The 22634-nt window shown below is 34.8% G+C and carries 15 protein-coding genes and 1 other RNA gene; 12 read left to right on the top strand and 4 right to left on the bottom strand.

Annotation, left to right across the window (positions count from 1 at the left end):
* Positions 1–11: 11 nt before the first annotated feature.
* On the bottom strand, positions 12–1262 hold the full coding sequence (locus CN601_RS18320) for a helix-turn-helix domain-containing protein (protein WP_257131739.1): 1251 nt from the start codon (positions 1260–1262) through the stop codon (positions 12–14).
* 428 nt (positions 1263–1690) lie between these two features.
* Positions 1691–3388 (bottom strand): M4 family metallopeptidase, encoded by a 1698-nt coding sequence (locus CN601_RS18325; protein WP_098171888.1) that lies wholly within the window; start codon positions 3386–3388, stop codon positions 1691–1693.
* Positions 3389–3663: 275 nt separating this feature from the next.
* Between CN601_RS18325 and CN601_RS18330 the strand changes: the two genes are divergently transcribed.
* From CN601_RS18330 to CN601_RS18340, 3 genes are all read left to right on the top strand, one after another.
* Positions 3664–4278 (top strand): DUF4047 domain-containing protein, encoded by a 615-nt coding sequence (locus tag CN601_RS18330; protein ID WP_179865603.1) that lies wholly within the window; start codon positions 3664–3666, stop codon positions 4276–4278.
* Between the two features lie 16 nt (positions 4279–4294).
* Positions 4295–4843, top strand: coding sequence for a signal peptidase I SipW (gene sipW / locus CN601_RS18335; RefSeq protein WP_306659834.1), 549 nt, complete (start codon positions 4295–4297; stop codon positions 4841–4843).
* 71 nt (positions 4844–4914) lie between these two features.
* Complete coding sequence (locus CN601_RS18340; RefSeq protein ID WP_098171874.1) at positions 4915–5523, top strand: TasA family protein; 609 nt, start codon at positions 4915–4917, stop codon at positions 5521–5523.
* A 96-nt stretch (positions 5524–5619) separates the two neighbouring features.
* Here CN601_RS18340 and CN601_RS18345 read toward each other — a convergent pair whose 3' ends face one another.
* On the bottom strand, positions 5620–6183 hold the full coding sequence (locus CN601_RS18345) for a DUF2238 domain-containing protein (protein WP_098171875.1): 564 nt from the start codon (positions 6181–6183) through the stop codon (positions 5620–5622).
* 212 nt (positions 6184–6395) lie between these two features.
* Between CN601_RS18345 and CN601_RS18350 the strand changes: the two genes are divergently transcribed.
* From CN601_RS18350 to CN601_RS18365, 4 genes are all read left to right on the top strand, one after another.
* Positions 6396–6617 (top strand): hypothetical protein, encoded by a 222-nt coding sequence (locus CN601_RS18350; RefSeq protein ID WP_098118691.1) that lies wholly within the window; start codon positions 6396–6398, stop codon positions 6615–6617.
* Positions 6610–7539, top strand: coding sequence for an alpha/beta fold hydrolase (locus tag CN601_RS18355; RefSeq protein ID WP_098171876.1), 930 nt, complete (start codon positions 6610–6612; stop codon positions 7537–7539). The genes CN601_RS18350 and CN601_RS18355 overlap by 8 nt, the downstream gene beginning before the upstream one ends.
* Positions 7540–7623: 84 nt before the next feature.
* On the top strand, positions 7624–7857 hold the full coding sequence (gene secG, locus CN601_RS18360; RefSeq protein WP_025569105.1) for a preprotein translocase subunit SecG: 234 nt from the start codon (positions 7624–7626) through the stop codon (positions 7855–7857).
* Positions 7858–8039: 182 nt separating this feature from the next.
* A complete protein-coding gene (locus CN601_RS18365; RefSeq protein WP_098171877.1) occupies positions 8040–8561 on the top strand; it encodes a PepSY domain-containing protein in 522 nt (173 codons plus the stop codon).
* Positions 8562–8909: 348 nt separating this feature from the next.
* On the opposite strand, the gene CN601_RS18370 is transcribed toward CN601_RS18365, so the two are convergent.
* Entirely contained in the window at positions 8910–9401 is a 492-nt protein-coding gene (locus CN601_RS18370; protein ID WP_098118688.1) for a DinB family protein, read from the bottom strand.
* A gap of 252 nt (positions 9402–9653) precedes the next feature.
* On the opposite strand from CN601_RS18370, the gene CN601_RS18375 reads away from it, so the two are divergent.
* From CN601_RS18375 to CN601_RS18395, 5 genes are all read left to right on the top strand, one after another.
* Positions 9654–10394, top strand: coding sequence for an alpha/beta hydrolase (locus tag CN601_RS18375; protein WP_098118687.1), 741 nt, complete (start codon positions 9654–9656; stop codon positions 10392–10394).
* A gap of 62 nt (positions 10395–10456) precedes the next feature.
* Entirely contained in the window at positions 10457–12931 is a 2475-nt protein-coding gene (gene rnr / locus CN601_RS18380; RefSeq protein WP_098171878.1) for a ribonuclease R, read from the top strand.
* A 94-nt stretch (positions 12932–13025) separates the two neighbouring features.
* Positions 13026–13493, top strand: a complete 468-nt coding sequence (gene smpB, locus CN601_RS18385; RefSeq protein ID WP_056469927.1) for an SsrA-binding protein SmpB — start codon at positions 13026–13028, stop codon at positions 13491–13493.
* A gap of 215 nt (positions 13494–13708) precedes the next feature.
* Positions 13709–14066: a transfer-messenger RNA gene (gene ssrA / locus CN601_RS18390) on the top strand.
* A 510-nt stretch (positions 14067–14576) separates the two neighbouring features.
* The gene (locus CN601_RS18395) at positions 14577–22091 is read left to right on the top strand and encodes an Ig-like domain-containing protein (RefSeq protein ID WP_098171879.1); all 7515 of its coding nucleotides are present in this window, start codon (positions 14577–14579) and stop codon (positions 22089–22091) included.
* Positions 22092–22634 lie beyond the last annotated feature (543 nt).

Genomic DNA, 22634 nt, shown 5'->3' on the forward strand with positions numbered 1-22634 from the left:
TTGTTAGTTTACTATTTTATTAGAATTTTTGAAATCTGTGCGATTTTCTCATGATGCTCCTGATCTGCATAGTAATCATATAACTCTTTAGCAAACTTGTTTATAAATCTCGTATGTTCGTTTAACTGGAAGTATGGTAGAGCAACTTTTTCTATGTAGTCAAAATATTGATCGCGTTTATTCTCTATACGAAAGATAAGAAGCTTGAATACTAGTTGATAAAAGCGGTTTTTTAGTTGTTTTGCTAATAAATTCCCTTCTTGGGCCTTTTTCAGCATTACGCTTTTTGGCTGTAGTTTTCCTTCATAACTACTTTCTAAACAATTATGTAGACGATTAAGATATGTGAGTGAAGACTTTTCTGAAATCCGAAGTGCTTCTTTATAGTACTTGTGCGCATTTGCATAGTCTTTTCTTTTAAAGTATTCAAAGCCTAAATTGTTTAGGAGCATACCTTTTTTTTCAGGAGCATGTATTAATTCACTATGATAAATTAGGTTCTGATAGGATTCGGTCAACTCTTCTAAATCTAAATGCATATCGTTTCCAATCTGCAAAAGCAATAATGACTCAGTAGTGACTGCCATTAAAGAGTTATTAGTTTCTCGGAAGTATCGAAGTGCCTTCTCTGCATAAGCATAAGCCATTACTTTGGAATCGATACAGTAATAAGCCAACGCCAAGTCATAGTTGTATTCAAGGTTTCCATATTCATCCTTGTTGATCTTCCGTAATATTTTTATTGCTTTGTGATGATTTTCGTTTTTTGAAGTAATGCAATTACATATATAATAAATCCCGCATACATGTAGCAACAGATTTTTCTCATAAGGTGGAAGATTTTGGTGCACTTTTTGGATATGCTGTAAAATGACATTTGTCTTTTCGAAATCTTGCTTTAGTAAATAGTATCTTGCCTGCAGTAGCTGATATAGGACAGAGTATTGGGAAAAAACGATAGTAGGGATTTTTTCCAATTCGATGTAGGTTTCTTCTACTTCATTTAACCTTCTCATAATAATCGCCTTATGCCAACGATGAAGTTGGTTCTCCATATTCTCAAGACTACCAATTTCCTCTTTTATATCTATGTGCAAGCGTTTAGATAATAATTCAATAATCTCAAATGAACAAGCTGTTTGACCACGCTCAATTTTACTAACGTAAGAGAGGGTGCAGATGCCTTTACCTAATTGTTCCTGTGTCAGACCGGCTTTTTGCCGATAAAATTTGATGATTTCTCCCTCTAAAATTTTACTCACTCCTTGTTCCCTTAAATAATTAACCTCTTTATCGTAAATTTTTTAGTTAAAATGAAATTAGAAAGCTATAGTTCTGATTATTACGAACTTTAAATAAAATTACAATTGGGTTAATCAGTAACGCTTAATTATGGATTTTCCTACCTAAGCTCAATGTTTTTATTAATTTTTAATAGAAATGACCCAATTGCATTTTTTGAAAATGATTATTCCTGGAACTAAATTGCTAAGATGCAGTTTAAATGTAGGGGATGCTGGTGAAAAGGTGAATCGAAAGTAGGATACTAAGTATAATTTAATAATCCCAAAAGATTGTTTTCGTTTTTAGATTCAGGCACAGAAAGCTTTGAAAGGTTCCATAATTTTATAAAAAGTGGAAAAGCCATGATTGAATAGTATTCACTCATGGCTTTAAATATTTTAGAAGCTTAGTTGACGCCTACAGAAGAGTACGCATCCATAATTGCCTTTGTTTCTGCAGATGGTGAACTATTTTTATCCGGATACAAGTCACGGGAAGCTCGGATTGCAGCTTCACGCATTTCTTTAAATCCTGAAGAAGATGTTAAGTATAGCGTTAAAGCACGGTAATAGATTTTTTCTGCTTTAGTTCTACCAACTGGACTAATTGTATAGCCGTTATTAGTTCCGCCATTTGTAAGTAAATATGCTGCTTTGTTGTTAATACCACTGTTGATGTGAACGCCACCATTATCTAATGTACCTATGTAGCGGTCTTGATATGTATCAGGATAATGACCTGATGGCATATATGCTGTACTAACTTTCTTTGAGGCTGGATCACTCATAGAACGGAGTCCTCCGTCATTTGGAATGTTAGGAGTAGTGATGTCTTCTCCCAAGTCCCATTCTTTTACTCCTGTTGTATATTGTTGAACGAATTCCCCGAAGATATCGGCTAAAGACTCATTGATTGCACCAGATTCATTTTGGTAATCTAAGTCTGCTGTATTTGAAATAACGCCATGAGTCATTTCGTGACCAGTTACATCTAATCCACCTGACATTGAACCATATTTAATACCATCGCCATCTCCGTACATCATTTGAACACCATTCCATGCAGCATTGTTCCACTTTTCTCCAACATGAACTGAACTGATTAATGTCATTCCTTTATTATCCAAGCTATTGCGTTTGTGTATGCTTTGGTAGTATTTATTTACTTTATCTGAGTTAATATGTGCTGAAACAGCAGCAGGGTTAAGGAACATGTTACTTGCGCTATTTGTTGTCACTTCCCAACCAGTGAATCCGAAAAGGGCTGAGAAGATGTTGAATATAGTTTCATCTGTGCGATGAGCGTCAAAAGTCGCAATCGGTACAGTTGTTAGTGATGCACTAGAGCCAGTAACAGAAGCACCATACAAGTAACTTGTTCCCGTTGAAAGGTCTTTACCAACAGGGAATGTTTGCATCTTACCGTGTGCATCTAATCCTCTTGCCATTACTGGTGAAAGTGAAGCTGGATTCGCTAAATTATCAATTGCATTAAAACTATTGACTACTTGTCCAGTTGTAGCATCTACGAAATAAAAGAAATAGCCAGGTGCAGGATTTGAGGTAGAAGCTTTTACTAGATAAGTTAAGTGATATTTTCCTTCATAGGGATAAATCGTTAATTGCGTATTGATTCCATCGTAGTTATTGACAGTACCAATTTGCGATTCAATGCTTTCTTTAGCAGTAGCTACTGCATCTTCCTCAGAAATAGTCGCTTCAGTAGGAATAATTGAACGTGATAATTTTTGAGTGATATTTCCAAATGAAGCATACACATTATTATTTTCATCTAAAGCTACAGTTTGTCCTGTTCCATAGATTGGAATCCCCTTATACTGTTCAACTGTTCTTACATGGTAAGTATTTGTCTCATTATCTGCTTGCTCGCTTACAATCTTAAATTGTTCCCATGCAGAACCTGATCTAGCAAGACCTTCTACTTTTGAATTTAAATAAGCTTTTACAACCTCTTCTTTACTCAAAGCTTGATTAATAGTTGCCGCACTTGCTTTTACATTTGCAAATGAAGGTAAAGTTGTTAATCCTCCTCCAAAAGCTACTGATAAAGCCATTACAGCTGGAATTGCTGCTTTTTTACTCATTCTTTTCTGCTGCTTCTTTTTCAATAAACTCACTCCTCATGCGAAAGTAATGTTGAAACAATTTAAATTATTGTGAAAATTTGAAATAAAATCAACCGTTTTCAAGAAACTTCAGTTTGAGATAATTTTTGCCGGTTATTTAGCCGTTTGTTTAAGTTTCGAGTGAATTCATCAAAATTCTACACAGTTTTTTGATGAAAATATCTCGATTTCAATTTTCTGATAATTCGGTAATAATGTACTCAAATAGATTTGTTTTGAAGAGGGGAATCAAAATGAGGAGAGCATTTCATAAAGTCATCCTGTTTCCTTGTTTATGCTGCATGTCCTTTTATGTGGGATCACAAATAGTAGGGGAAACCGAAGCATCATTTTCAAGCCAAATTTCTCCCGAACCTATCACATTAGCCGCAGCATTTGTTTTTCCAGCAACCATCGAAGAGTTGGGTAAACGAGCAGAGGGTCTTAAAAATCAGATGCATGGAAATTATGAATCGATAATAGCAAGTACTCAGGAACAATCATTACAAAAATTACGTGACAAACTAACTGAAACTACTTTGACTGAACAAAAATTACGCGAACAATCGAATAGTTTACAGCATGTGTATGACGAAATGTCTTCTTATAACAAAAGGTTACAGGAACAAAGAACGACAGGGAATAAAACTTACAGTTATGTGCGTGAAGGGTTTCAAAAAGTAGGTAGCATCATAAAAGAAGTGCGTGACGAAATCGACTTTCAAAAAATAGCCGCTGTTCGTTCTTCTATTACGTTGCAAATAATGGACAAAGAAGAAATTGAAAAAAGCGCTCATCTTCAAGACGCTAATGAACCTGAGAACCGAGCTAGTAATCAAGTAATAGAAGTGAACTCAAATTTGAAATAGCAGAGGATGGTACATGATGAAGAAAACGTTGCGCATAGTAAGTAGTCTCGCAGGAAGTATATTCTTAGTATTTGTATGCTTAATGGCATTTGTTGTTCTTTCTTCGAGAATAGCTGGAGGAGAACCGACAGTTTTAGGATATCAAGTCAAAGTCGTTTTATCTGGATCGATGGAGCCAACATTCCAAACAGGTTCGATCATTTCTATTAAGTTACGAAACAATCATTCTTCTTATCAAAAAGGTGACGTTATTACATTCCGTAAAGAAAAGGAATTGATTACTCACCGAATACTTGAGATACAAAAAAAGAATGGAAATGTCCTATATAAAACAAAGGGGGATCATAACAACGCCCCTGATTTATGGGTTGTTTCTACAGGGGAAGTAGTTGGAAAGTACACAGGTTTTACGATTCCCTATATAGGCTACGCAATGGATTTTACAAAATCTAAAGAAGCTGGAGCTCTTTTATTAATTGTTCCAGGTATACTCCTAGTTATTTCAGCAATGCGCTCGATCATTGGTGCAAAAAAGGATCTTGAAGTACTTAATAAAATTGGTTAAATCTCGTGTGCATAGAACCAAATGCATACGAGTTTAATATATTTTTTACATATTAGAGGAGGATTTAAAAAATGGGATTTACGCAAAAAATTACAAAGGGCGTTATGACTGCGGCAGTAGGGATGTCATTAATCGGTGGAGGAACATTTGCATATTTTAATGACGCAGTTGATACACAAAATACATTTGCAGCGGGTACATTAGATTTAGGGATGAATCCTAATGCTGTTGTTAACATTAGTAATATTAAGCCGGGTGACGAAATTTATCGTGAATTTACACTTGAAAATAATGGTACATTACAGATTGGAAAAGTATTACTAGATACGAAATACTCTATTGATGACGTCAAATCAGACAATACAGAAGATTTAGCTAAAAATATTAAAGTTACAATTATGTATAACACAAGTAGTGCGACTAACACAGTTGTAGAAACAACATTATATGACTTGCAAAATCAGCAACCAGATATTACTGAATTAGATTCAGGAGTAGGAATGAAGCCAGACGGCATTGTTCCTGGTGACAAAGAGAAAATCTTCGTATTATTCGAGTTCGTAGATAATGGTAAAAATCAAAATCAGTTCCAAGGTGATCAGCTAAAAGTGAATTGGACGTTTAATGCACAAACTGAGGGTTCAACTTACCATGATGATACAGATCCGGATAGCAACTAATTTATATTGAGGAAAATGGAATAAAAAAGTGACCCACAAGGAATTTTAACTTTCCGCGTGGGTCATTTATATTTAATTTATTTTAGTCAAATGACCTTATTTTTTCCTCGAACTTCTAGCATTCCAAAATGCAATAATGAGTGCGCCGACTGAGTCTGCAATTATATCTGTCATTGTGTCAAAATTACCACCACCTTGAGTATTAGTTCCGAGGAATTGATCGCTACTGAATTCCCAAATTTCCCACATGGCTCCGCAAAATACGCCAAAAGTAAATACAAATAAAAAAATAAATCCAGCAGACATTTCACTCTGAGACTGTTTTGTTGTCAATTTTCCCATTAAATCAATTGCTAAAAACGCGACTAGTGTTCCACTTAGGAAATGTAAAAACGTATCCCACCATCCTAAATGATAAAATCTGAGCATTGAACCAAGACATAATGAGCCTATTAAAAAAGCGAAATAAGAGAGGATAAACGGTAGTGCAAACCGGACTTTAAAAATCTTATCTAATATGAGTGGAACGAGTGCACAAGCGATGCCACCTAACGCAATTGGGTATCGATAATGATCGTCTCTCACGATAAAAATGACAAATAAGACTAGCATGACAGTAGAAAAGCCAATGCTTAAAAATGTTTGTACGCCTCTTTTCATTTCGAATCCCCCATTCATTTTGTTTATTTATCTCTTTTTAAAAATTAATGCCAAACTTGTTTTCGTAAAAAATCTTCAAAAATATTACGCAACTTTGACATAAAAAATTCACTAAATGGATGAAAAATTGTTAGAAAATTACCTCAAGAAAAATAAAAATTGAATTAATATTGAATTAGGGATATGGGTGACGAATAGTTGGGAGGATAATTATGAACTTTTTCGCATACTTAAAAGATTTTATTTGGTATACTATTAAAACATATTTACTTCCATTTATTATTGTTATTCTTTCAATAGCAATTGTTTTTTGGAGACTATTAGGTGATGAATTTTCATTTATTAACATACGAATAGAAATAATCTATTTCATTTGTTTTTTCTTTTTAGTATCTTTTACAACATATGAGATGAAGGGGCATAAAAATGAATAATTGGGAAGGATTAATTTCGGCGAAGGATCGAACTAAAATCTATTTGCGAAAGTATATTCCTGCTGAACCAATTGCTGTAATTCAAATTGTACATGGAATGGCAGAACATGGTGGAGCTTACGAAAAATTTATTGAATATTTAGTTCATAATCAGTTTGCAGTCTTTATTCATGATCAAAGGGGTCATGGGAAAACAGCGGCAATTGAAGATGATCTTGGTTTTTTTGGTGAAGAAATCGGCTGGGAAGAAGTAGCTAATGATATCGTTTTTATTAGTAAGATGATTAGAAAAGAATTAAAGGATATTCCGTTGATTTTATTTGGACATAGTATGGGATCTTATTTAAGTAGAAGAGTTGTTCAATTAAAAGGAAATTTATATGATGGCCTAATTATTTCTGGAACTGGATGCGATCCTGGAATGTTAAGAAAAATGGGGGTATTTATTTCAAGTGCAGAAGCATTTTTAATTGGTGCTAGCAAGAGGAGTAAAGTATTAGATTTTTTAACTTTTGGGAACTTCAATAATCATTTTAAATTTCCAAAAACGAGATATGATTGGTTAACTAGAGATGAAGCCGAGATTGATCGATATTTAAAAGATCCGTTCTGTGGTTTTATCTGTTCTTCCAGCTTTTACCGTGAACTGTTAAGAGGCATTGGAACGATACATCGTAAACCAGAAATAAAGAAGACGCCGACTTCTCTTCCAATCTATATTTTTTCAGGAGATAAAGATCCAGTTGGTCAAAATGGCGTTGGTGTAAAGAAGGTCTATCAGCTTTATAAAGATATTGGATGTACAAATATAAAATTAAAATTATATGAAGAAGGTCGCCATGAGATGCTTCATGAAATCAATAAAGATGAAGTTCATCATGATGTAAAAACTTGGATAGAAGAAACTATATTAAATCAATAAATAAGTATTGTACTCACATATTGAAGTATAGTATTCTTCATAGTAGAATAGGAAGTAACAGTATTTTACTGTGGAGGTGAAGAAATGCATACGTTTTTATCTGTACTATTAATTATTGTTTCAGTACTTATGATTGTTCTTGTTCTGCTTCAATCTAGTAAAAGTAACGGCTTATCAGGTGCGATATCTGGTGGTGCTGAGCAACTGTTTGGCAAGCAAAAGGCTCGTGGTTTTGAGTTGGTTTTACAACGAATAACAGTTGTTGTAGCAGTTTTATTCTTCATTCTAACAATTGCTGTAACGTATTTTAAACTGTAATAAACAAGCTGCCTAAAGAGGTGGCTTTTTTATTTTTACTAAAATTGTAATAAATCGGACACCTATATGGGTGTCTTTTTTATTATACTTGAGTTAGGTAAAATGGAATTTGATTTTGTAATACGAAGCATAAAGTTAGTAAATACTTAACAACAAATAAGTAGAAAAATTAGGTGAAAAGAATGAAGAAAAAATACAGTACAGTAACGTATTTAGTATTAGCAATCGGAATATTTATAACTGGTTGTAGTAGTAATAAAATTAATCGCCCTATTCTTTCAAAAGAAGAAGTAGTATCCAAAATAGAAAAAGATCCAAATAAAGTAGTCACAGATATTGATAAAGAAAATAAATCTACATACGAAGTTGAAGTATTTGAGAAAAACCATAAAAAAACGCTAATTGTAAATGCAAAAAATGCAAAAATTAAAAAAGAAGAAAAAGACCGAGATCTTTTAGACGATCAAGCGCTAAATCTATTATATAAAAATGAATTTGTTATTACACTTTCACAAGCAAAAGATATTGCATTAGACCAAGTAAATAATGGTACGATTACTGAAATTGAAAAGGAAAAAGACGATAATGAATACCATTACAGTGTTGAAGTAATGAAGGACCATATTAATCATTCTATGGAGATTGATGCAAAAACAGGAAAAATTACTTCTCTTAAACAAGAAGATATTTTTCTTAATGACTAGGAGTAAGAAGTTGTCTCAAAAATTGATGATAGCTCGCGAGGAAGTTTTGGATTCCTAGTGGGCTTTTTGTGATTTTCTATAATTTTTAGGCAAAACAGACGCCACTATATAAGGCCAAACGGTTTATCAACAAAAATTAGAGTTATATCAACAAATTTCTGTTGTTTATCAACAAAAAAGTGGATATATCAATAAAGTTCACAACTTTATCAACAAAAGGCATAATTTGTTCGTATTTCTTTTGATAATTCCTCAGAATTTCAAGGGGAAGCAGCTACTTATCCACATATCAATTAAAAGCACGAAAAAAGACAACCGTTATAAGGTTGTCTTGATTTTCCAAAAAAATTAACCTCTCATTGCAGCCCATTCTTCTTTACTTGGACCATACATTCCTGGAACAGCTAACCCAGCTTGTCTCATTAATACAGTCATTTGGCCACGGTGGTGAGTTTGGTGTTGAATTGCCATACGTAGTAATGCGTGAATCGGCATTTCAAGGAATCCAAACGCGTTAATAATTTGTTTTAGATCATTGTCTTTCCATTCATTTTGTGCTGCTTCGATCATAGCTTTACTTACTTCAGCGTATTTTTCTGCTAATTCTTTCGCTGTTCCAGGCATATCTTCTTTATTCGTAGATGCTTCGAATTGTAAACCTGATTGTGATATGATTGCTTTAATGGCTGTCGTAATATGCCAAGCTAATTCGCCTAAAGAACTAAAATCCTCACCAATTGCTTGATCAAGAGATTCATCTGTCATAGCATTAAGTAATTTGATTGTGCTTTCTTCTTCAAGTTTCCATTCAGTAATAAATTCTTCAACATTATTAAACATAACGTATCCTCCTTAAGTTGTTTAAATTACCAACATTATTATTACCACACCTTTTATTAAATCATAACAAGTTATTTAAAAAAACTGTTTATTGGTAAATAATTGAATTGAAAGGTAAAATAAAATGACAATTTCTTTACGTAAAATTAGTTAATTCTTATTATTGATTATTTAATATTGAATTGAACGATTATAGGTAAAATATGAAGTAACGAAAGAAAAATGGATAGAAAAGTTTTGGAGTGAGTATATATGAGAGTAACAATGCCGAAACCATTTACATTTGAAGGTGGAGATCGAGCAGTTTTATTATTACATGGATTTACAGGACATTCAGCAGATGTACGTATGCTTGGACGTTTTTTAGAAAAACAAGGATATACTTGTCATGCACCACATTATAAAGGTCATGGTGTACCACCAGATGAGCTTGTTCATACAGGTCCTGAAGACTGGTGGAAGGATGTAATGGATGCTTACCAATTCTTAAAGGATAAAGGCCATCAAAAGATAGCGGCAGTAGGATTATCATTAGGTGGAGTTTTTGCATTAAAATTAGGCTATACGGTTCCGTTGAATGGGATTGTTACGATGTGTTCACCAATGTACATAAAAAGCGAAGAAATTATGTATGAAGGTGTTTTAGCATATACAAGAGAGTTTAAAAAACGTGAAGGGAAAACCCCTGAACAAATTGAAGTAGAAATGGAAGAGTTTAAAAAAACTCCGATGAATACATTAAGAGCACTTCAAGGTTTAATTAAAGAAGTTCGCGAAAATGTTGATACAGTTTATGCACCTACATTTGTCGTACAATCTACTGTAGACGAAATGATTAATACAGACAGTGCAAACATAATTTACAATGAAGTACAATCTGATCAGAAAAAATTAAAATGGTATGAAAACTCTACCCATGTTATAACGCTTGGACAAGAGAAAGACTTGTTACATGAAGATGTACTAGCATTTTTAAATGAATTGGAATGGTAGAATGATATCTTTCTGGACAAACTTAAACTAAATACCCTTTAAACGAAAAAGGAGGGAAAAGTATGAATCAGCAATGGAAAGAAAAATTATTGGAATTAATGAAAAGCGCTGACTATATGCCTTTAAATATACAAGGTATAGAAGAGGCTATGGGTTTAACAGAAGCAAGTGACTTCCGAGAAGTAGTAAAAACGCTCGTCATTTTAGAAGATGAGGGTTATATTGTACGTTCTCGAAATAATAAATATAGCTTACCTGACCAATCAAATTTAGTACGAGGTAAATTGACGGGCCATGCTAAAGGCTTTGCTTTCGTCATTCCAGAAGAAACTGGAGCAGAAGATGTATTTATTCCACCATCAGACTTAAATGGTGCCCTGCATGGAGATATCGTTCTCGCTCGTATTACAAAAGAGAAAAGTGATGCGCGTAGAGAAGGAACAATTGTAAAAATTATAGAACGTGGCCAAACAAAAATGGTTGGTACTTACCAAGCACAGAAAAGTTTCGGTTTCGTAATTCCTGATGATAAGCGATTTGGAAGCGATATTTTTATTACAAGAAGTAATTCTCAAGGGGCTGTGGAAGGCCACAAGGTTGTTGTAGAACTTACTCAGTTTCCTGAGAATGGGAAAAACGCAGAGGGTATTGTCGTTCAAATTCTAGGACATAAAAATGATCCTGGTGTTGATATTTTATCAGTTATTCATAAATTCGATTTGCCACAAGAATTCCCTAAAGAAGTAATGGATCAAGCAAATGCTGTTCCAGATGAGATTGATGAGTCAGCAATTGGTACTCGTCGTGATCTTCGCGATGAACAGATTGTAACGATTGATGGAGCAGATGCGAAGGATTTAGACGATGCTGTTACCGTTACAGCGCTTGAAAATGGTCATTATAAACTAGGTGTACATATTGCAGACGTTTCATATTATGTGACTGATAGTTCGCCAATTGATCAAGAAGCATATGACCGAGGAACAAGTATTTACTTAGTTGACCGTGTTATTCCGATGATTCCGCATCGTTTGTCTAATGGTATTTGTTCATTAAATCCTAAAGTAAATCGATTTACCCTTTCATGTGAGATGGAAATCGATCAAAAAGGTGAAGTTGTTAAACACGAAATTTTTGAAAGTATCATTAAAACAACTGAACGAATGACATATAGCGATGTTAATAAAATATTAGATGAACAAGATACTGATTTACGTGATCGCTACGAACCGTTAGTGCCGATGTTTGAAGAAATGGCTAAGCTAGCAAAAATTTTGCGTAATAGACGTATGACACGCGGCGCAATTGATTTTGATTTTAAAGAAGCAAAAGTGCTTGTTGATGAAGAAGGTCATCCAACTGAAGTCGTAATACGCGAGCGCTCAACTGCAGAAAAACTGATTGAAGAATTTATGCTTGTAGCAAATGAAACAGTTGCTGAACATTTCCACTGGCTAAATGTACCGTTTATGTATCGAGTGCATGAAGACCCGAAAGAAGAAAAACTTCAACGATTCTTTGAATTTATCGCATCATTTGGCTATACAGTAAAAGGTGCTGGTAACGAAATTCACCCGAGAGCGTTGCAACAAGTTCTTGATATGGTTCATGGGCAACCAGAAGAAACTGTTATCTCAACAGTAATGCTTCGTTCAATGAAACAAGCTAAGTATGAGGCTGACAATCTGGGCCACTTTGGTTTAGCAGCGGAGTATTATACTCATTTCACATCGCCGATTCGTCGTTATCCAGACTTAATTGTCCATCGATTAATTCGAAATTATTTAATCGAAGGAAAAATGGATAGTGAGACAAAGCGTGAATGGGATGATAAACTTCCTGCAATCGCTGAGCATGCTTCTAATATGGAACGTCGTTCAGTTGAAGCAGAGAGAGAAACCGATGACTTGAAAAAAGCAGAATACATGCTTGATAAAGTTGGTGAAGAGTATGAGGGGATTATTAGCTCTGTAACAAATTTCGGTATGTTTATTGAGCTACCAAATACGATCGAAGGATTAGTTCGAGTTGCTGATTTATCCGATGACTACTATAACTATGACGAGCGTACGTACGCGATGATTGGTGAAAGAACAGGGAAAGTATTCAGAATTGGTGATGAAGTAGCTGTTCGCGTAGTGAATGTTAATAAAGAGGAACGAGCAATCGATTTTGAGATTGTTGGGATGAAATCGAATAAACCTCGTAGAAGCGGTGGCAGAGGACCAGTTAATCTTGGCGGTGGCTCTGGTGGCGGTAGAGGACGTGGCGGTCGCGGCGGAAGAGGCTCATCAGACCGAAATGGAGATAGTTCTCGCAGTGGTCGTTCTCGTGGAAAACGAGGAGATAGTTCACCAAGAGGAGAAAGTTCACCTCGAGGAGAAAGTACTCGAAGTGACGAAAAAGATAGTGGACGTAACGGAAAATCGTCAAGGAATAAACGTGACGATCGTTTTAATCCAACGAAAAGTAAAAGTAAGAGTAAAAAGAACAAACCTTTTTACGATAAAGTAGCAAAAGGTAATAAAAAACGATAATAATCATAAAGGCAGTGGACATCTTGTCCACTGCTTTATTGACTATTTTAGGTTGAATTATGGTAAAATAAGTAAAGATAGAGAGGTGTTAATTATGCCAAAAGGTGAAGGGAAAGTAATTGCTCAAAATAAAAAAGCGTATCATGATTACTTTATTGAAGAAACGTATGAAACAGGTATCGTATTACAAGGTACTGAAATAAAATCACTACGTGCTGGAAAAGCTAATTTAAAGGATTCCTTTGCCCGCGTTCAAGGTGGAGAAGTATGGCTTCATAATATGCATATAAGTCCATATGAACAAGGTAATCGCTATAATCACGAGCCATTACGAACTCGAAAATTATTACTACATAATAGAGAAATTGTGAAGTTAATCGGTTATACAAAAGAAACTGGTTATACTTTAGTACCTTTAAAAATCTATTTAAAAAATGGCTATGCTAAGCTATTACTTGGATTAGGTAAAGGGAAGAAACAATATGATAAACGTGATGATTTAAAGAAAAAAGAAGCAAAACGTGAAGTAGAACGTGCATTCAGAGATCGTCAAAGAATCTAATTGGATAAATGTTGAAGCATTGGAATTTTAGGTTTTCTTTAGAAACAATTGTTAATTGCAACTTGAGATGGATATGCTATAATAAGTTTGTAAGTTAATCACCAACAAAAATTTAGCACGATGTGCAGATTTTATAGATTATGAAGCCTTTGCTTTATGCTTCGTAAGTCACTCATAGCGAACATGACTGAATAAGTTTTGTGAGCATTTTATATGGGGGCGTTACGGATTCGACAGGGGTAGTTCGAGCTTAAGTCGCGAGTCGAGGGGTCGGCCTCGTTAAAACGCAAAAGCCAATAACTGGCAAAAACAACAATTTCTCTTTAGCTGCTTAATTGCACTAAAGGCTCCTCCTATGTATCGCCCATGTGCATAGCTTAGAGGGGTTCACTCATTAGTGGGCTACGCCGGACCTCGCCGTCTGAGGGGAATGGAAGAGATTAATCAGACTAGCTATCAGGAAGCCTGTCATTGGGCCGAATGGTATGCGAAATTCTAATACAGTGACTACGCTCGTAGAAGCTTAAGTGCCGATATTCTTGGACGTGGGTTCGACTCCCACCGTCTCCACCAATACATATTGTTTGGTGGTTTTTTTATGTTTAAAAATACGAAAATTTATAACCTCTTAAAACATTAAGTTATAGATGTTTTAAGAGGTTTTTTCTATTGGAGAAGAAGGAAAAAACTTAAACGTTCATTTATTATTTTAATAAAATATCAATACAATTATTGGGGTTATAATGGTTTAACAATAAATTTTCTTGCTTTCTTTCTCAAATTCCCCCAAATTTGTACATTTTACTTATTATTTCGTTCAATGAAAATTCACTACTACTTTATGAGTTTATTCTACAAATTTTATTGTTTATTATTATTTTTAACTAGAATTTTATAATTTTTTATTTTACTTCGTTGAATTTTGTAAAAAAATCCTTAAAAAGGAAGTGTAAAATTGCCAAATTCCCCCAATATACGTTTTTAATGTCGTCATATATTATTAGTTTATGATTAAAGTATTTGGAAAATTTTTAATACTTTAAACGGAAAATTAATATTGATTTACTGGTAGGGGGGAACCAAATGAATATTAAGAAAAGATGGATTAAAGCCGTATCTGCTTTATCGCTTTTTGGACTAGTTATGTCGAACGTGTCTTATGTAAAAGCAGAAGATTTAGTGCAACATTTGCCAACTGTTACAGAAGATAAGGATTCCAATCAGGGTATTTTTGTAACTAACAGTGAGAACAATCTAAACTCACCAAGCATGTCAGATGATCAAATAGATGGACTTAAAGAAAAAGGGTTAAAAGCTCTAAAAGCTGAACATACAAAAGCTCAGAAAGATTTATTAAAAAATAAAGAAAGTATTGATGCTGATAGGCACAAACCAGATGATATCGTATCAGTAATTGTTCAATTAAAAGGACAAACTGCTTCTGAGATGACAAGCGGTACTGGGGTTAGCCAGATGTCTTTAAGTACTGCACAAAGTCTAGTAAAAAAGGATATTCAATCAGTTAAAAATAATATTATGAGTACTTTATCAATCGGTAAAGTAAAGAGCGATGATGGAATTAAATTCAAACAAGAATATACAAACATTTTTAAAGGATTTAGCATTGATAATATTAAGTATGGTGATATCGAAACAATTAAAGCGCTATCGGTTGTTAAAGCAGTTACGGTACAAAAGACATTTTATCCAGCAGTTAACCAACAACATGATTTAACAGGTATTAAAAATGTATGGAATGGTTCTGCAATTGGACAACCAACTGGTTACAAAGGCGAAGGAATGGTTGTCGCAATTGTTGATACAGGTGTTGACTATACACACGAAGCATTCCCTGATCCAAATGATATGAGTAAAGCTCGAATTAAAACGGGTAAATTCACACGTCCAGATGGAACGATATCACATAAAGTTGTGGATGGATATGACTGGGCGGATCAAGATAGCGATGTAATCCCACACGTAGAACTTCCGGAAAGTAACACAAGTTCACATGGTGTACACGTTGCAGGTATTGCTGCAGGTTCTGGACCTGTTATTCAAGGGGTTGCACCAGAAGCTCAAATTATCGCAGAAAAAGTATTTTCAGATTATAGCCCAGGTGCATTTGAGGAAGATATTGTAAAGGGTATTGACCATGCATCAGCATTAGGAGCAGATGTTATTAATATGAGTCTTGGTTCATCTTCTGCATTTGACACAAGAGACCCTAATGACCCAACAGGAATTGCTATTCGTAATGCAACAGATGCAGGTCATGTTGTAGTCGTTGCGGCTGGTAATGCTTCAAATGCATATGCTGACCGTTCAGGTGGAATGGGTCAATCGATTAAGACCGGACAAACTCCGGATTTAAATAAAATCGGAACGCCTGGATCATATCCAGATTCATTCACAGTTGCAGCAGCTAACAATATCGTGACAAATCATAAATATACGTTTACATCAAGTGATGCATTATCAACAGGTGGAACATTAGGTTCATTCACGGGTGATGGTCTAGATGATTGGCACTGGAATAATGACACAAGTAAAGAATATAAGATAGTGTCTTTAGGTACAAACTCAGACGGTACTCCAAAACTTGGACAAGCTTCTGATTATAGTGGACTAGATGTAACAGGGAAAATTGTTCTAGTACAACGAGGAACTCTGAATTTAGCGGAGAAAGTAATTAATGCACAGAATGCAGGTGCTGCAGGTGTCATTATTTATAATGCTGCAGGTAAAGCACCACTAGATAATCCAGTTGGTTTTGGCTTAATTCCTTACACATTCATCAGTAATGCTGACGGAGTTAAACTAGAAGATGCATATAAAAAGTTAAATGGTGGAGGAATTGGTATTGGTGGTGGAGGGCCACTTTCAGGACCACTTGCAGTAGTTGCACCAAAACCTCTTACAATTAAAATTTCAAATGAAAAATTAACTTCAGCGTTTAGTGAATCAAATCCTGGCCAACCAACGGACTTTACCTCTTGGGGAACTACGAGTGATTTATTATTAAAACCAGAAATTATGGCACCTGGTCATGCTATTTATTCATCAGTACGTGTAACAGCTGATAAGCATAACACATATGAAAATGAAGATGGTACGTCAATGGCAGCTCCATATATTACAGGAGCAGTTGCAGATGTAATGCAAGGTTTAATTGCAAAAGGATTCCAACCTGGAACAAGAGCATTTGCGCAGTTAACAAAAAATGTCATGATGAACACATCAATACCAGCAAAGAGAGACTATATTAACGACAACAATCCGGCAAATCGCCAGGATTATATGACAGAGTACCAACCTAGAAGACAAGGTGCAGGTATGGTTCGCCCTGATTTAGCTCTGAAAACACCGGTTGTTGTGTCAAATAAAGACGGTACTGGAAGCGTTAGTTTAAAAGAGATTGGCAACACGACTACTTTTTCACTTACTGCTCAAAATCTTACTGATAAAGCGGTTACGTATAAAGTGAACGGTACTGTCATGACTGATGTATTGAATGATAAAACAAAAACAAATTCAGATAATATTCGCAGTCGTTATATAGACGATGCGAATATTACTTTCGATCAAAATGAGATTACAATTCCTGCAAATACAGTTAAACGTGTTAATGTGACAGTATCACTTGCGGACACTACTACTAAAAATACCTTTATTGAGGGATATGTGTACTTAACACCAACTGACAAATCTCTACCAACGTTAAATGTTCCATATAACGGATTTTATGGTAATTGGGATGAGCCAAATGTAATCGATACAAAAGATACGAATATTTGGACGGCATCTACATGGGGAACTCAATTAGGTTTAAATGCGGGTGGTAATATCTATGGATATGAAACTATTTACGGTCCACCAAAGACTCCAGCAGAAATCGCATTAGGTGACAAGTACTATGTAGTTGGTAATGGTCTATATCCGATACCTGTCGTTGCGTTACTTCGAAATGCGCGTAACTTAAAAGTTGATGTTGTAGATAAAGAGCATAACCTGATTACGAATTTATCGAATACTGATTGGGTTAAAAAGACAGATCCGTATTCTGGAGGTATTCCTGGACAACTTCCAACAGATGCATGGGGATTCTGGAATCAAGCAGTAGAAGTACCGGATGGACAATATTATTTTGCGATTACTGCAACTGCTGATGCGCCGAGTGCAAAACCGCAAAAGACAGTTTATATTCCGATGTACAAGGATACAACTGCACCGAAAATGAATATTACTCGTTCAGCAGATTATGACGAAAAAACAAAACCAGAAACAACAGACTCAGATAGCTATACTGTTCGTTGGAAAATGGATGATGGTGATGCTGGAAATGTTGATGGAAATGTCTACATGGCATTAAACGGTTCAGAACAATGGGGTTATCAGCAAAATGTAAAACAAAATGCAGATGGTTCATATGAGCTAAAAGTACCTGGATTAGTTGAAGGATTAAACGTTATTCATATTGCACCAGTCGATAAAATTGGTAATATGGGTGAGGCTCACACAATTATCGTTAAGAAAACAAGTAAGCACGTATGGATTGATTTATCATCAGCAACCTTAAATAATAATATTCCAAGTATGTATTGGGAAGCGAACGTTAAACCAGGCGATAGCTATGATTTAAATTTCAAAGCTGTAGGTCCTAAAGATAGTGTTAAAAAGATCCAAGCAGTTATTTTAAAGAACTACAGTGATAGCAGTTCAATTGTTGGAGATCCAATCGATATTAGTTTGGCAAATGCGACTCAAACTCCATATTTCAGCAATTATAGTGAATATGCAGTTAAGGGAAGTGTTACTATTCCATCAACTTTACCTAAAGGCGCTTATGCAGTGAAATACTTCGTGATGGCAGAAGGTGAAAAATGGAATGATCCAGGTGTACCAGCAATTGGTATTGAGACCTATGTAGATACAGATGCGCCAGTAGTTACAGCATTAAATACTACTTCAATGAGAGCGATTGTGAAGAACGATGGCGATCCTGTAGCTCTGATGCTAAACGCTTCTGTAAAAGATGCAGTTTCAAATTCAAGAGGATATAAAGTAGAGTATTCTGTTGATGGAGGGACTCCAAAATCAATGGGATCTTGGTCGAGATATGACGCTACAACGACTCAAACGTTTAGATACCCAGTTGTATTACCAAATGCAAGTGGTCAACATGATATCAAAATTATAGCAACAGACTCATTAGGAAATAAAAGTGAATATCCATTTGCAGTAAATGTAGCAGCCGATAAAGTGACTGTAAATTACACGCTAAATGGACAAAGTGCGACAAAAGATATTGCAATTCAAAAGATTGCTAGTACAACTCAAAATCCAGCAATCACTCTTAAAGATTCATTAGCAAGTAATGCAAAGATAATAAGCCCAGATAAAGTATGGCCTTCTGAAGGTGGAGACCCTGCATTTACGGGATATATTCAAACACCGAATAGTAACTTAAATAATACAGATAGTGCCCTTAATCCGATTTTATTAGCTGGTAATCTTCGAAATAAAGTATCGATATATTATCTAAAAACGGGAGAACCAGCTTGGGGCATACCAGCAGATAGTTACTATTTCAATGGAGTAAATAATAATGCAATTAGTGGATATTTAAAAGATATTGGAGCTTACCCACAAGGAGATAGTGAGATTCCAATTACGATGGTTGATTATTTAGGTAATGAAACGACAATCAAAGTTAAGTTGCACAAAAATGCCTATATTCCAAAGGTTAAATTTAATGATGCGATTATTGATCATGGCAATGAAGATACAGCAACATTCTTCACATATGATTCAAGCTTTACGGTAAAAGGAACAATTACTGGAGTTCAAGATCAATTCTTTGCTACTTGGACTGATTGGCAACGAAAACAAAATGGACTTGATGGAGTTAAAAATTTATTTGACCAAACTTCAGCATGGCATAAATCTGGACTAGCAAATGATAGCACTGGTGAAATCTATGCAGGGTATGAAAATAATGCAGGAGTAAAATCATTTAGTCTTAATACAGGTGAACTAAAACCTGGAGCAAACTATTTTGAAATTGATGGCGGTAGTATCGTTGGAAGTAATCCAGCTAAAACTTTTGCAGGTACTCACCCACTAACTAAAAATGTAGTAGTCTATCGCCTAGGTACATCAGAAGGTGCAGACATGCCATTAGCAGTAAGTGCAGCTAATGCTTTAACTTGGGATACGATCAATGGTGAGAATAAACACCAATCATTACTATTAACAAACTTAGCATTACCAACTTATGATGATAAAAATCATGCGATTATCAGCTGGAGTAGTAGTGATACAAGTGTAATTAAAAATGATGGAACAGTAATCAGACAATCTCAAGATACAAACGTTACGCTTACTGCAACAGTATTAGTAGGTGGAGCATCAGTAGTAAAAACATTTAATGTAACAGTAGCAGCGAAAGAAGAAAATGATGATATTGCGACGAATGAAGATGCAACGAACATCACATGGAATGTAATTCGTGGAGAAAACACAGATCAAAACGACGTGAACACAGTGTTATCACTTCCTACGATTGGATCAAATGGTTCTAGAATTGTTTGGACATCTGATGATACAAAACACGTAACAAATAAAGGTGTAGTATATAAACCGTTATTTGATGAAGGTGATGCGCATGTAGAACTAGTAGCAAAAATTACAAGAAACAGTTCTACAGTGTATAAGACGATCAATGTGACAGTATTAAAAGATACAGCTAATAAAAGTAGAACGCTTCTGTTAAGAGCATACAATGCAATTAACACTGAAGATTTACTTGGTGAAAATAAAGTATTAACTGATATTACAAAAGACTTAGTTTTACCAACAACTTATGGTAATGATGGAATAACTATCACTTGGATGTCCGATACTCCTGGTGTTATTGCTCCTGATGGGAAAGTGACTAGACCGGCTCAAAATACAGGTGTTAGTTTAACAGCGGTTTTCCGATTAAATGGTACGTATATAGCTAAAGGATATGGTTTCTATGTAAGAAGTGAGAATTCATCTAATTCAGAAGTTGTTTTATCTGCAAAAGCTTCTGTTGTATGGAATCTAATTAAGAAAGACAATACTGATCAAAATGTTGTTACAACAAATCTAAACTTACCAACAAAAGGTAACCTAGATACAACAATTACTTGGTCTTCAAGTGATTCATCAGTTATTAAAGAAGATGGCACAGTGATTCGCCCAACTTATGAAACTGGGGACAAGACTGTAACGTTAACAGCAACAATTTCTAAAGGACTGGACAAAACAACTAAAGAATTTACGATCAAAGTATTAAAACAAGAAGATCATGTAGCTCCTGCAGTGCCGGTTATTAACCCAATTGGGGATAACGACACATTATTAACAGGTAAAGCAGAAGTAGGTGCAACAATTACTGTAAATGATGGTAATACTGAAATTGGGTCTGGAAAAGCAGATTCAAATGGAATATTCGTCATTCAAGTAGGTAAACAAGCAGCAGGCACAATTCTTACTGTAACTGCTAAAGACTTAGCTGGAAATGTGAGTGAAGCTTCTCAAACAACGGTTCTAGATCGTACAGCTCCTCCTACTCTAGTAATCAATCCAATTGGTGATAATGCAGTAGTATTAACAGGTAAAACAGAAGCAAACGCAACTGTTACTGTCAAAGCTGGTAATAACGTAGTCGGAACAGGAAAAGCAGATTCTGATGGATATTATCAAGTTCAAGTAGGTAAACAAACAGCAGGAACAGTTCTTTCAGTAACTGCGAAAGATGAAGCCGGAAACGAAAGTAATGTATTCGATACAGTCGTATTGGATGGAACAGCACCTACAGTGCCTGTAATTAATCCAATTAGTGATAAAGACATAACATTAACTGGTAAAACAGAGGCAAATGCGACGATCACTGTAAAAATTGGAACGAACGTTATCGCTACAGGAAAAGCAGATTCAAACGGATCTTACAAAATCCAAGTAGGTAAACTAAATGCAGGAACAATCCTTTCAGTAACTGCGAAAGATCAAGCAGGAAATGAAAGTGGTTCAGGTAAAACAACAGTATTAGATAAAACTGCTCCAACAGTACCAGTTATTAATGTAGTTGATGATAATGATGTAACGGTATCAGGAAAAGCAGAAGCAAATGCGACAATTACAGTTAAAAACGGTACAAAAGTAATCGGAACAGGAAAAGCAGATTCAAAAGGTACATTTAAAGTTTCAGTGAGCAAACAAAAAGCTGGATCAGTATTGTATGTAACAGCTAAAGATGCTGCTGGAAACGAGAGTTCAGCTGCTAAAACAACGGTATTAGACAAAACAGCTCCAAGCGTACCAGCAATTACAAATGTATCTGTAAGCTCTAAAACAGGTATCCAAGTAAATGGTAAAGCAGAAGCAAATGCAAAAATCGTTGTTTCAATTGGTAGTAAGGTTGTGGCAAATGTACAAGTTTCTAGTAATGGAACATTTTCTGTGAAACTACCAAAACAAAAAGCAGGTAAATTAACAATTAACTTATATGCTATTGATAAAGCAGGAAATAAGAGTAGTACAGTATCACGTCAGGTTACTGTAAAGTAATACAATTCCAAATGGGTGTTTAATAATGAAAATGAATAAACACCCAACAAGATTTCCAATTAACTTTTTCAAAAATAACTCTCTCTTAAAATAATAAAAGACAAGGATACAAATTAGTATTCTTGTCTTCTTTTTATCTAAAAAAGGTTTATCAATAAAAATTAGAGTAATATCAACAAAAAAATGAATATATCAATAAAGTTCACAGCTTTATCAACAAAAGACATAATTTGTTCGTCTTTCTGTTAATAACAACTCTGGAATTCCCCCAAAAAAAATCTTCATAAAAAAGAGCCGTTTCAATTAAGAGACAGCCCCGATCTATAATAAAAGTATAAGTGCTAAGCATTCACAATTAATTGTGCAATTTCCATTGCTTGTTCATTTAAATTCATCTTTTTATAATAATTAAATAATTCCTTTTTCGAGCGCTCCACTAAAAATGTGAAGCCATTTTTTATAAACATTGGTAAAGCTTTATTATTAAGGTAGATATGATATTCTTTTTCCTTAGACTTTAATAAATACAAATGCTAACTTAAA

This window comes from Bacillus sp. AFS017336 (assembly GCF_002555445.1).
Lineage (GTDB): Bacteria > Bacillota > Bacilli > Bacillales > Bacillaceae_G > Gottfriedia.

Excerpts from the sequence above, each read along its gene's own strand:
- CN601_RS18330 (WP_179865603.1), top strand. The coding sequence starts at position 3,664 with ATGAGGAGAGCATTTCATAAAGTCATCCTGTTTCCTTGTTTATGCTGC.
- CN601_RS18350 (WP_098118691.1), top strand. The coding sequence starts at position 6,396 with ATGAACTTTTTCGCATACTTAAAAGATTTTATTTGGTATACTATTAAA.
- CN601_RS18370 (WP_098118688.1), bottom strand. The coding sequence starts at position 9,401 with ATGTTTAATAATGTTGAAGAATTTATTACTGAATGGAAACTTGAAGAA.
- secG (WP_025569105.1), top strand. The coding sequence starts at position 7,624 with ATGCATACGTTTTTATCTGTACTATTAATTATTGTTTCAGTACTTATG.
- smpB (WP_056469927.1), top strand. The coding sequence starts at position 13,026 with ATGCCAAAAGGTGAAGGGAAAGTAATTGCTCAAAATAAAAAAGCGTAT.
- rnr (WP_098171878.1), top strand. The coding sequence starts at position 10,457 with ATGAATCAGCAATGGAAAGAAAAATTATTGGAATTAATGAAAAGCGCT.
- CN601_RS18355 (WP_098171876.1), top strand. The coding sequence starts at position 6,610 with ATGAATAATTGGGAAGGATTAATTTCGGCGAAGGATCGAACTAAAATC.
- sipW (WP_306659834.1), top strand. The coding sequence starts at position 4,295 with ATGAAGAAAACGTTGCGCATAGTAAGTAGTCTCGCAGGAAGTATATTC.
- CN601_RS18375 (WP_098118687.1), top strand. The coding sequence starts at position 9,654 with ATGAGAGTAACAATGCCGAAACCATTTACATTTGAAGGTGGAGATCGA.
- CN601_RS18365 (WP_098171877.1), top strand. The coding sequence starts at position 8,040 with ATGAAGAAAAAATACAGTACAGTAACGTATTTAGTATTAGCAATCGGA.
- CN601_RS18340 (WP_098171874.1), top strand. The coding sequence starts at position 4,915 with ATGGGATTTACGCAAAAAATTACAAAGGGCGTTATGACTGCGGCAGTA.
- CN601_RS18345 (WP_098171875.1), bottom strand. The coding sequence starts at position 6,183 with ATGAAAAGAGGCGTACAAACATTTTTAAGCATTGGCTTTTCTACTGTC.
- CN601_RS18395 (WP_098171879.1), top strand. The coding sequence starts at position 14,577 with ATGAATATTAAGAAAAGATGGATTAAAGCCGTATCTGCTTTATCGCTT.
- CN601_RS18325 (WP_098171888.1), bottom strand. The coding sequence starts at position 3,388 with ATGAGTAAAAAAGCAGCAATTCCAGCTGTAATGGCTTTATCAGTAGCT.